The sequence below is a fragment of the Flavobacterium sp. GQ95 genome (assembly GCF_059758655.1).
Genome location: NZ_JCAXEB010000008.1, coordinates 161,754 through 173,770, shown reverse-complemented (window position 1 = coordinate 173,770; position 12,017 = coordinate 161,754). Strand labels below are relative to the sequence as shown.

The 12,017-nt window shown below is 34.6% G+C and carries 12 protein-coding genes; 1 reads left to right on the top strand and 11 read right to left on the bottom strand.

The annotated features are described in order from the left end of the window. Positions 1–160: 160 nt before the first annotated feature. The gene (locus tag AC6CH4_RS16380; RefSeq protein WP_498104806.1) at positions 161–448 is read right to left on the bottom strand and encodes a hypothetical protein; all 288 of its coding nucleotides are present in this window, start codon (positions 446–448) and stop codon (positions 161–163) included. Positions 449–502: 54 nt separating this feature from the next. Further along, positions 503–1,930 (bottom strand): CCA tRNA nucleotidyltransferase, encoded by a 1,428-nt coding sequence (locus tag AC6CH4_RS16375; protein ID WP_498104804.1) that lies wholly within the window; start codon positions 1,928–1,930, stop codon positions 503–505. A 330-nt stretch (positions 1,931–2,260) separates the two neighbouring features. Here AC6CH4_RS16375 and yaaA point away from each other — a divergent pair, with 330 nt between their 5' ends. Next, entirely contained in the window at positions 2,261–3,019 is a 759-nt protein-coding gene (gene yaaA / locus AC6CH4_RS16370; protein WP_498104802.1) for a peroxide stress protein YaaA, read from the top strand. 231 nt (positions 3,020–3,250) lie between these two features. On the opposite strand, the gene AC6CH4_RS16365 is transcribed toward yaaA, so the two are convergent. The 9 genes from AC6CH4_RS16365 to AC6CH4_RS16325 form a co-directional block, all read right to left on the bottom strand. Further along, complete coding sequence (locus AC6CH4_RS16365; RefSeq protein ID WP_498104800.1) at positions 3,251–4,840, bottom strand: MDR family MFS transporter; 1,590 nt, start codon at positions 4,838–4,840, stop codon at positions 3,251–3,253. Positions 4,841–4,844: 4 nt separating this feature from the next. Further along, positions 4,845–5,924 carry an HlyD family secretion protein gene (locus AC6CH4_RS16360; RefSeq protein ID WP_498104798.1) on the bottom strand — a complete coding sequence of 360 codons (1,080 nt, stop codon included), beginning with the start codon at positions 5,922–5,924 and terminating at the stop codon, positions 4,845–4,847. Positions 5,925–5,936: 12 nt separating this feature from the next. Next, positions 5,937–7,265, bottom strand: coding sequence for a TolC family protein (locus AC6CH4_RS16355; RefSeq protein ID WP_498104796.1), 1,329 nt, complete (start codon positions 7,263–7,265; stop codon positions 5,937–5,939). Further along, positions 7,255–7,884, bottom strand: coding sequence for a TetR/AcrR family transcriptional regulator (locus AC6CH4_RS16350; RefSeq protein ID WP_072972904.1), 630 nt, complete (start codon positions 7,882–7,884; stop codon positions 7,255–7,257). Before AC6CH4_RS16350 ends, AC6CH4_RS16355 begins: the two co-directional genes overlap by 11 nt. Positions 7,885–8,104: 220 nt before the next feature. After that, entirely contained in the window at positions 8,105–8,866 is a 762-nt protein-coding gene (trpA, locus tag AC6CH4_RS16345; protein ID WP_498104794.1) for a tryptophan synthase subunit alpha, read from the bottom strand. A 136-nt stretch (positions 8,867–9,002) separates the two neighbouring features. Beyond that, complete coding sequence (locus tag AC6CH4_RS16340) at positions 9,003–9,740, bottom strand: carbon-nitrogen hydrolase family protein (RefSeq protein WP_498104792.1); 738 nt, start codon at positions 9,738–9,740, stop codon at positions 9,003–9,005. A gap of 12 nt (positions 9,741–9,752) precedes the next feature. Continuing rightward, positions 9,753–10,070: a gamma-glutamylcyclotransferase family protein gene (locus tag AC6CH4_RS16335; protein ID WP_498104790.1), complete on the bottom strand. Its 318-nt coding sequence runs from the start codon at positions 10,068–10,070 to the stop codon at positions 9,753–9,755. 24 nt (positions 10,071–10,094) lie between these two features. Then, positions 10,095–11,276: a tryptophan synthase subunit beta gene (gene trpB / locus AC6CH4_RS16330; protein ID WP_498104788.1), complete on the bottom strand. Its 1,182-nt coding sequence runs from the start codon at positions 11,274–11,276 to the stop codon at positions 10,095–10,097. A 12-nt stretch (positions 11,277–11,288) separates the two neighbouring features. Further along, entirely contained in the window at positions 11,289–11,921 is a 633-nt protein-coding gene (locus tag AC6CH4_RS16325; protein WP_498104786.1) for a phosphoribosylanthranilate isomerase, read from the bottom strand. Between the last annotated feature and the right edge of the window lie 96 nt (positions 11,922–12,017).

The window sequence follows — 12,017 nt, the reverse complement described above, 5'->3', positions numbered from 1 at the left end:
GAGTTATTTATGGAATTACCAAATTCAGGAAGCCTTAAAACAATTTTTAAATTTTCATTAAAAAGGACATTCAATTTGTTGCTATATATTTTTGATTTATTTCGAAAATTCCAATAATCAAAAATACTCTTCCTTGAATTTTGAGCAGTAATTGACCAAATTAATCTTCTAACCATGCCTGTATTTCTCGTTGAGCTTCTTCATCAGAAATACATTCGCCATTTTCGTATTCTCTTAATGCCTGATCTATTTTTCTTTGTTCTGCGGGAGTAAAAATCCGTATATTTTTTTCATACTTTAAAGCTGGTTCATTGACTTCAGCTAAGCTTTCTTCTGATACTACATAATTAATATCTTCTAATAAAGATTTTATTCTTAACAATAAATCGATATCAGCTGTTTCTATTATTTTTTCTAATAAATAGAGTTTTAATTCGGATGTTGTCATGACTTATATTTTTTACAAAATTAAGTAAATTTTCCTACAATTTAATTTGTGTGTTTAAATTTTTGACAAGCCCATTTTTTCAGCTTTTTTGATTATAAAATCATAAGCGGCTTTATATTCGTTTGGAATATCACCTTCTAAAATGGCTTCTTTTACAGCTTCTTTTAAAACTCCGATTTCTCGGGAAGGTTTCAAATCGAAAATTTCCATGATTTCTTCACCGGAAATTGGCGGTTGAAAATTACGCACATGATCACGTTCTTCCACTTCAACAATTTTCTTGCGAACAATATCAAAGTTTTTATGGTACTTCTTAAATTTTGCTGGATTTTTGGTGGTAATATCAGCTTCACACAAAGTCATTAAATCTTCCACATCTTCGCCGGCATCAAAAACCAAACGACGAACGGCACTATCCGTTACAATATCCTGTGCTAATACAATTGGACGCGAACTCATAACCACCATTTTTTGCACAAATTTCATTTTGTGGTTTAATGGCATATGTAGGCGTTCAAAGATTTTTTTAGCCATTTTTCCACCCAAAAATTCATGACCGTGAAAAGTCCAGCCTTGTTTTTTGTTGAAACGTTTTGTTGGCGCTTTTCCAATATCGTGCAATAAAGCAGACCAGCGTAACCAGACATCATCGGTATTCGGGCAAATATTATCTACAACTTCCAGTGTGTGATAAAAGTTGTTTTTATGGGTATGACCTTCAATTTCTTCAACCTGATTTAGCGCTGTTAATTCAGGAAGAATAATATCTAAAAGTCCTGTTTGATATAAAAGTAAAAATCCGATTGATGGTTTATCAGTTGAAAGAATTTTATTTAATTCATCGACAATTCTTTCTCCCGAAATGATTTTAATTCTCTCCGCGTTTTTAGTAATCGCATCAAGGGAATTTTTCTCAATTTCAAAGCCTAACTGATTCGCAAAACGAATGGCACGCAACATTCGCAATGGATCATCAGAATAGGTAATACTTGGATCCAAAGGTGTTTTAATTGTTTTATTCTCCAAATCAGCCAACCCATCGAAAGGATCAGAAAGATCTCCGAATGTTTTTTCGTTTAATGATAGTGCCAAAGCATTAATCGTAAAATCACGGCGATTTTGATCATCTTCAAGCGTTCCGTTTTCTACAATTGGGTTTCGGCTGTCGAAGTTATAAGACTCTTTTCGGGCACCAACAAATTCTATATCAGTATCTTCAAAACGAAGCATTGCAGTTCCGTATGTTTTAAAAACCTGCACTTTTGGTTTTTTGGGAAGTAATTCTGACACTTTCAAAGCCAATTCGATTCCGCTACCAACAGCAACAACATCGATGTCTTTTTTAGAGCCCCGGTTTAAAAGCAAATCACGAACAAAACCACCAATAACGTAACTGTCAACGTTTAGTTCCTGAGAGGCCTGCGAAATAATTCCGAAGATTTTATGTTGTAAAGCTGTTTTATAGTTTGTTTGTATAGCCACGAATTCACGAATTTTTAAGTATTACATTTCTTTTCCTGAAGAGAATGGAATGTGTGCAAATTTACAACATAGAAAATGCCTTTTATAATCTGCGGCTCACTTTTTTGTAGAAATTCATAGTTTATGATGCCGAATTTTGTCAAAAAAGAAAAGGTTGTCACGAATTTCACGAATTTACACTAATGCTTTGCGAAAGATTTGAAAAAATAATTTGTGTAAATTCGTGCAATTCGTGGCAAAAAACATTTATAGCACTATCAAACAAATCAATTTAGATAGCTCATTTTTAAAAATTCAATTTGTATTTTTGAATCATAGAAAAACGTACAAATGAAAATTGTTATATCGCCAGCGAAGTCACTGAATTTCGAAAAAGAATTGCCAACCACTCAATATACTGAACCTTCATTTTTAAAGGAAGCGCGTCAGGTTCATAAAATTTTAAAGACTAAAAAACCAGCGGAATTATCTGAATTAATGTCGATTTCAGAAAAATTATCCGATTTAAACTGGGAACGCAATCAAAAATGGAAAACACCTTTTTCTCCAGAAAATGCGCGTCCGGCAGTTTATACTTTTGACGGTGATGTGTATACCGGTTTGGATGCTTATACAATTCCGCTGGAAAAATTAGAAGAATTACAAGATAAACTTAGAATTCTATCAGGACTTTATGGTGTGTTAAAACCATTGGATTTAATGCAGGCCTATCGCTTAGAAATGGGAACAAAAATGTCTGTTGGAGAATATAAAAACCTGCATGAGTTTTGGAAACCAACTGTTACAAAAGCGTTGAATAAGGAATTGAAAAAAGGGGAGTTGTTTGTGAATTTAGCCAGTAACGAATATTTTTCAGCCGTTGATGTAAAAGCATTAAAAGTTCCGGTTATTACTCCGGATTTTAAAGATTATAAAGACGGAAAATTAAAGATGATCAGTTTCTTCGCGAAAAAAGCAAGAGGAATGATGGTTCGTTATATCATCGATACGAATGCCAAAACTATTGACGACTTAAAAGGTTTCAATTATGAAGGATATCAGTTTGATGCGAATCTTTCTAAAGGAAATCATTTGGTTTTTACAAGATAATTTTTGAGGTCCTAAGATGCTAAGTTGCTAAGGTTCTAAGATTTTTTGCGAAGGAGTCGGAGACTCTATTCATATTATAGGCCGGTCCCGAGGCTTCGGGATAATCCCTGTAATCTATGCGAGAAGATAAATTAAAATGATATTAATTCCAAAAAATAAAAAAGCCGGGTTAAATAAATTACCCGGCTTTTTCGTATTATAAATTATAAATCAATTATTATATTAACGCTATTAATGCATTGCATCAGCAGGATTAATCTTGTTTTTACCTCTTTTGATAAAGAAGATAATTGGAATACAACATAAGAACATAATTCCTAAATACATAAAGATGTCGATATAGGACATTACAGTACTTTGTTTCAAAATTGAATAATCTATAGCCTGATAGGCTTTTTTAAGGGCAACATCGGCAGTATATCCTTTCGACATAAAAGCTCTTTGCATTCCCTGAATACGTTGCTGTACATCGAATTTTGCAGGATCTAAGTTTGTCAATAGATCTACTCTGTGTTCCTGACTGAAACGAGTAATAAAAGTGGTAATAATCGCAATACCAAATGAACCTCCTAATTGTCTCATCATACCGGTAAAAGCAGCTCCTTCACCAATATGTTTTCCTTTTAAGGTCGAAAGTGAAAGGGTTGTAATAGGTACAAAAAGCAATCCTAAACCAATTCCCCTTAAAATTAAAGGCCAGAACATATGCTCTACACCAGTATCAGGTGTCATACGGGTCTGCATCATAAAGGTAAAGAAGAAGAAGACTAAAAATCCAACTCCAACCATGTAGCCCTGAGGAACTCCTTTCTGAATCATGTTACCCACAAAAGGCATCATGATTGCTGTAGTAATAGAACCAGGAATCAATAACAATCCGGCATCCATTGCAGTCCATCCTAAAATTGACTGCGTGTAAATCGGAATAATTAAAGTCGATCCGTAAAGTCCAAAGCCAAGAATAAAACACATTACAGTTCCTATTCTTAAATTTCCGTCTTTTAAAACACTTAAATTTACAATAGGATGTTTATAGGTGAGTTCTCTCCAAATAAATAATATTAATCCAAGAACCGAAACGACGCTTAAGGTTACAATAAGCGAATCGTTAAACCAATCATCCTGCTGCCCGTGTTCTAAAACGAATTGTAATGAACCAATAAAAGCCGTTAATAATATAATTCCCCACCAGTCAACCTGATTTGCTTTTAATTTCTCTCCATATTTTGGACTTCTCACAAAGCTTATTGCTAAAATAGTGGCAATAATTCCAAGTGGAATATTAATATAAAAGATGTACGGCCAGGAATAAGTATCTACTAAATATCCTCCCAATGGCGGACCTAATGTAGGCCCAACAATTACACCCATTCCGTAAATGGCCTGTGCCATACCTCGTTTTGCTACTGGGTAACTTTCTGTAATAATAGTTTGTGCGGTTACCAAAAGGGCTCCTCCTCCCATACCCTGCACAAATCTAAAAGCTACTAATTCCCATATATTAGTGGCGTTACCGCACAAAAAGGAGCAGACTGTAAAAATTATGATAGAAGCCACAAAATAATTACGTCTTCCAAATTGCTGCGACAGCCAGCTCGTCATTGGTATTACAATAACATTTGCAATTGCATATGCCGTAATAACCCACGCCACATCGGTCAGGGTAGCTCCAAGGCTCCCTCGCATATGCGTCAGTGCTACGTTTACAATCGTGGTATCTACAATTTCCAGCAAGGCACAAAGCACTGCGGTAATGGTAATAATCACACGTCTGAAACCGTATTCTACTAAATCGTCGTCTCCTTGAACTGCTGTTGCCATTTATTTATTTTAAATGTACATCTACATCAACATTCATTCCTGGTCTCAATAATTTTACTTTCTCAGGGTCATTCGATGGATCTAAACTAATTTTTACCGGTAATCTCTGAATTGTTTTTACGAAGTTTCCTGTAGCATTATCAGGAGGTAATAATGAAAAACGAGATCCTGTAGCAGGAGAGAATGAAGTTACAACTCCTTTAAACTCATAGTTAGGGTAAGCATCCACTTTTAAACTTACTTTTTGTCCCACAATCATTTTGTTTAATTGTGTTTCTTTAAAGTTAGCTACAACCCAGGCTTCATTGTTATTGATGATATAAAATAAAGATTGTCCTGGCTGAACCAATTGTCCTGGTTGAATATCAACTTTAGAAACCTGCCCGTCAATTGCAGCTGTTACAACTGTATAAGTAAGGTTTAAGTGAGCAACATCCAGCATTGTTTTAGCTCTTTTGATGTTTGCTGCAGCAACTTCTGTTTGTTTGTCAGAGGCTTTTGATTTAGATTCAATTACCGTTTTTTGGTAAGAACTGGCTCTTTGTTGTTGCTCTAAAACACGTACCTGATTTTCAGCCTCTTCTTTTGCAGTCTGAGCCTGCTCAAATTGTTGTTTTGTAATAGTATGTGTTTTGTATAAATTATTGTAACGGTTAAAATCGTTTGTAAGTTGTCTCAATCTGATTTTTGCACTTTCGATAGAACCACTTGCAGATCTCATATTCGCATCAGAAACTGAGATACTTGCGTATGCACTTCCAATATCCGCTTTAGCAGCTTCGTATTGACCTTCAGCTCCTAATAAAGCAGCCGTAGCTTCATCAATTTTCAATTGGTAATCTCTCTTATCGATAGTAAACAGAGTGTCTCCTTTTTTTACAAAGTCATTATCTTTTACATACACTTTACTAATGTATCCGGATACTCTCGGAATAATTGGATTCATTTTTTTCTCAATCTGAGCATCATCCGTTTCTTCGTGAGCCTGTCCGTGTAAGTATTTTGATATTCCGTAAGTTCCCCCCAATAAAACCAAAACGGTTAGTATAATGATGAATTTAGTATTTGTTTTTTTCTTTTCCATGAGAGCTATCGATTATATTTTAGAAAGATTGAATGATTGTGATAATTGTCCTGATACTGATAATAATTCGTAATATTTTTGAATTATAGTCGCTTTTGATAATGCAGTGTTGATTTTAGCGCTTAAGTGCTCAACATCAGCTTCAACTAAATCATTAGTATCTGATAGGCCGTTGTCGAATTTATCTTTTACAAGTCTGTAATTTTCAGAGGCTTGCTGAAGTGCTTCATCATAAACTACACTTTGATTGATCGCTAAGTCATAATCTTCAATAGATTTCTGAACTTCAATTTTAATACGATCTGTCATGATAGCTTCTGTATTTTTTACTTCTAAAGCTCTGCTTTCAGCTTCTTTAACATGTGCATTGTTTTTGTAGATTCCAGATAAATCATAAGATAAACCAACTCCAAAATTCATAGCATATTTCACCGTAATAAAATCCTTAAGATCTAAAGCAGTATAGCCGCCTAATAAGGCAAGAGAAGGGTAGTAACCCGCTTTTGCAATTTTGATATTGGCTTCACTTGCTTTTTGTTGGAAACGAATAGCCTCTAAATCTTTTCTGTTTTCAAGTGCTAACACATCAGATGTTGGTGCATTGCTTGTTTTTAAATTAAAAAAGTCAGCTTCATTAACGCTCAGTTTTACGCTTGGGTCTAATTTTAGCAAAGTCGTCAGATAATAATTAATATTGTTGATGTTGTTATTGGCTTCATCAATATTTAATTGTGTTTTCGATACTAACAATTGTGCTTTCAATAAATCATTTCTTGGAATGATGCCGTTTTTCTCTAATTCAGTAAAATCAGTAACACGCTGTTTTGCCTGTTTTTGATTCTCATTTAAAAGATCCAACGTTTTTTGGGCTTTGTATAAAGCAGTGTAATAGGTTATCACGCGTAAAGCAACATCTTCTTTTGTTTTAGCTGCATAAGCATTTTCGGCTTCATATAAATTATCTGATGCTTTGATGCTATTTTGGATTTTAAATCCTGCAAATAGAGGCAAGCTAAGACTTGCCTGACCAAACATTGCCTGATCCGGAGATGGCATTGGTTCAGCACTGGCCTCGTCACCGTTATTGTGCATATCAATCGAGGCTTTTGTCAATCTTTGGTATTGGCCGGAAATTTTTAAATCAGGTAACTGATTATTTTTAACGTCTTGTAATTCGTATTTTTTCGTGTTTACCTTAGTGTTGGCAAGTGTAACTTCGTTACTTTTTTCCCAAGCCAGTTTAACGGCTTCGTCTAAGGTTAAACTTGTTTTTTCTTGTGCTTCTATTGATGAGATTCCGATGAAGAAAATACCAAAGAGCAATAATGGATTAATTTTCATAAACAAGTAGCGCTTTTATAGTTTGTTGAATGTGCTTTGTAAGACTGGTTTTAATGTAATTATTATACATTTCTTCGGTTTTTAAATTCAGTAATTCGACAAAAAAAGATTTATTCATGTGAAAGTGAAAAAAGGTTCCGATTATGGTCGGTGTGAGAAGCGGAATTATAACATCTTTTCTGAATACGCCTTTTGCCTGGCCTTGAGCTATAATAGTTTCTACAGATTTTAGATTTCCTTTTTTTAATTCGGTAAAGGCAATCATGCTTTTTTCTCTCTTTTCTGAATTAAGTTCAAAGTGTAAAACTCTGAAAATCCCTTTGTTACAACTAATTCTATTAATGTAAATTTCGATTAATTTATTGACTTTTTCAATCGGTTCCAGATTTTCCTGTAATAAATTTTCGAGTTGTAATTTTAAATCAGAAGTTTTGTAAAGAATTAAAGCTTCCAGTAGTCTTTCTTTTGAACCAAAATAATACGAGACCATTGCAATATTAATTTTTGCATGTTTTGAGATATCCCGTATTGATGTACCCTCAAATCCTTTCTCTGAAAATAGCTTTTCAGCGACCTCCAAAATCTGAATTTTTTTATCGTTTAATTCGATGTTCGACATAGTAGTGTTTCTAATCGAATACAAAATTAAACAAGTGTTTAAATTAAACGACTGTTTAATTTTTGTTTAACAAAATATTAACATAAAACGGTGTAGTGGTTTTTGAGCAAAAAAAAGCTGAAATATAATATTTCAGCTTAGAATTTCCGCAATCTTGTCATTTCTCCCTTTGGGAGAAATGACATACTATGTCTTTTTCTCTTTAATTAAAAAAATGTTTTTATCGAATCCCTCCAACAAACTCCTTAATTTTTCCGGAACCACTTTCACTCAAATGCTTTATAAAGGCACTTCCAATAATTGCACCTTTTGCAAATTTCGTTGCCTGATTAAAAGTTTCTTTATTCGAAATTCCAAAACCTACAATTTGAGGGTTTTTCAAATTCATATTTCCGATTCTTTCGAAATAACTTTCCTGAATATTTCCAAAACCAGATTGAGAACCTGTAACACTCGCCGAACTTACCATATAAATAAACCCGTTTGAAACACTGTCGATAAAACGAATGCGTTCGTCTGAAGTTTGAGGTGTAATCAAGAACACATTTATTAATCCATATTTTTCAAAAATAGCTTTGTATTCGTCTGCATAAACATCAACCGGTAAATCCGGAATAATTAATCCGTCGATACCAATTTCGGCGCATTTTTTACAGAATGCCTCAACTCCGTATTGTAACATCGGATTAAAATAGCCCATGATAATCAAAGGAATTTTTACGCTTTCGCGGATGTTCTTCAGCTGATCAAAAAGGATTTGAGTTGTCATTCCGTTATGAAGAGCCGCTGTTGAACTCGCCTGAATTGTTGGTCCATCTGCCAAAGGATCACTGAAAGGCAAACCAATTTCAATTAAGTCAACGCCATTTTTTTCTAAATCCTGAATAATCTGAACGGTATCGTTTAAGTTAGGATATCCAGCAGAAAAATAAATAGAAAGTATCTTTTTATCTTCTTGTAATTTTTGAGTTATTCTGTTCATTTGTTTCTGTATTTTAATCCTGTAAGGTTTCCAAAACCTTGTAGCTATTTATTAAATTATTTTTTGCCACAGATTTCACAGATTAAAAAAATTTTTAATGATCTGTGAGAATCTGTAAAATCTGTGGCATTATTTTTTAAATTTTTAAAACCCGACTCGTACAATTATCATCTTTATTCTCCACTAATAAAAGTCCAGAATCCGAATCACTCATTTGACCAACCAATTCTCCTTTATTATTCCAAAAAGCACTTTGTCCGGCTGAGGGATAACCCCAAGATTCTCCAACGAAGTTTGACATTAAAACATTCATTTTATGTTTTTCGGCATAATTTTGCAAGTCTCGATACGCATTCGGAATCCCGTTAGGTGTAAAGAAAATACTGGCGATATAAATATCAGTGGCTCTTTTGCAGGCATTTTCCGGATGCAGCGGATTATCAATATCAGCACAAATGGCAAATGAAATCTTTTGATCTTCAATGGTTATCATCGGATTATAATCAAATGACGATTGAAAAAATTCATCTTCGCCTTCATGCAAAAACTGCTTCGTATAAATGGAAACTGAATTATCCGGAGCAATAACAAACTCTCCAATAAACAATTCAGATCCTATTTGAATTGGTGCACCGGCAATAATGATAATATTATTTTCAGAAGCCAGTTGTTTTAAATAATCCAGTCGCGAATCGTCTTTTTTGAAAGCTAATTTTTGAGCATTTTCTCTTTCATAACCTGTAATTGACATTTCGGGAAATGCTATTAATTGTGCTCCATTTTTTACTGCCAATTCGATAAGATGATAATGATCTGCTAAATTAGCATCAATATCTCCTCGCGTTGGTTTTGTTTGTGCTGCTGCTAGAATCATTGCTTACTTTTATTAGTTTTCCATATAAATCCAGGCAACTGTTCCGGAATTCAGGGTAACCTCAACTCTTTTATAGGCATTAGATTCGAATAAATCTACTTTAGCTAAATCTGTTGTAGAAACATCAAAGACTACACCATGTATGATGTCTGACGGATCCGGGCTTGGTATTACTACAACATAGTCTGCCATTCCAAATTCTTCTTCTATTTGCAGGCTTTTTAATTTATGCCCCAAAAGCTGGTCTGGAGTTCCGGTTAAGATTCTATTAAAAACTTGCCTTTGAATTTCTTTCGACCGTAATGTTCCGTAAGAGAATAACTTTTCCATAATTATTATTTTTCTCGTTTTATTTTACAACTTAAAATAATCAATATAATTGTCTAAATCTTTGTCGCCACGTCCAGACAGACTTATTACAACAATATCAGTTGGCTTAAATTTCTTTTGATCTAAAACAGCAAATGCATGCGCGCTCTCGATCGCCGGAATAATTCCTTCTAATTTTGTTAGTTGTAAACCTGCGTTCATCGCATCGTCATCTGTTACCGAGAAAAACTCGCCACGTCCGGTTTGTGCCAAATGCGCGTGCATAGGGCCAACTCCTGGATAATCTAAACCTGCAGAAATCGAATACGGTTCCGTAATTTGTCCGTCTGGTGTTTGCATCAAAAGGGTTTTGCAACCGTGAATGACACCTACCTTTCCTAATTTGCTTGTTGCGGCGCTATGACCACTGTCAACACCTTTTCCGGCTGCTTCAACGGCAATAATTCCAACTTCAGGCTCATGCAAAAAGTGGTAATACGTTCCGGCTGCGTTACTTCCCCCACCGATACAAGCAACAACATAGTCAGGATTTTCACGACCTTCTTTTTCTTTTAACTGCCATTTGATTTCTTCTGAAATAACACTTTGAAAACGCGTCACCATATCCGGATAAGGATGCGGGCCAATTGCAGATCCAATAATATAATGCGTGTCAACCGGATTGTTAATCCAATCTCTAATCGCTTCGTTTGTCGCATCTTTCAACGTTCTTGAACCTGAAAGTGCCGGACGAACCTCAGCTCCTAGCATTTTCATACGAGCCACGTTTGGTGCCTGACGCGCAATGTCGATTTCTCCCATATAAACGATACATTCCAAGCCCATTAATGCACAAACTGTAGCAGTTGCAACACCGTGCTGACCTGCACCGGTTTCGGCAATAATTCGTTTTTTACCTAAACGTTTTGCAACCAAAATTTGTCCGATGGTATTGTTGACTTTGTGAGCTCCGGTATGATTTAAATCTTCTCTTTTTAGATAGATTTTAGTATTGTATTTCTCAGATAAACGTTTTGCAAAATAAAGCGGGCTAGGGCGCCCAACGTAATCTTTCAGCAATTGATCGAATTCAGCCTTAAAATCAGGCTCGCTTGTTATTTTTAAATAATTCTGACGTAATTCTTCTACATTCGGATACAACATTTCGGGAATGTAAGCTCCTCCAAATTCTCCGTAATATCCTTTTTCGTTAACGTTAAAGTTCATTTCGTTTAAAGTTTAAAAGTTGGCAACATCAAATTTTCGTTTGAAATTGCTAAATAGATTTTTGTTTTTCAGCCCCGCTTCGATTTCAAATTTACTATTTACATCGATAGCATAAATAGGTAAATTGCTTTTTGAAATTTCTTCGATAGCTTTTAATTCATTTATTCCAATGCCACCACTCAAAAAGAAGGGTTTATCAGACTTATATTTTTTTAATATAGTCCAGTCAAATGTGGTTCCGTTACCGCCCGGCAGTTTTCCTTTTGTATCAAACATAAAATAATCGCAGACACTTTCATAAGGTTTTAAAATCTCAAAATCAAAGTCATTATCCGCAGAAAATGCTTTTATGATTTCGATCTTTTTTGGTAATTGTTTTTTTAATTCTGATAAAAATTCAACAGACTCATTTCCATGAAGCTGAACGGCTTGTAAATTGTATTTTTGAACTTTTTCCAGAATTTCTTCCTGAGTCTGATTGACAAAAACACCTGTTTTTTTGATCGTTTCTATCAGTTCCGGAATTTCTCCGTTAAAATATCGAGCGGATTTCTCCCAGAAAATAAATCCCATATAATCGGGTAGGAGTGCACCTACTTCGAGTATGTTTTCAGGATATTTCATTCCGCATATTTTGAGTTTCATTTTTTTTGATGCTTTAAGCTTTAAGCAATAAGCTTTAGGCTTTTTTGCTTTGTGCTGATTTTTTTACGCTTTAAGCTTTAGGCAATAGGCTTTAAG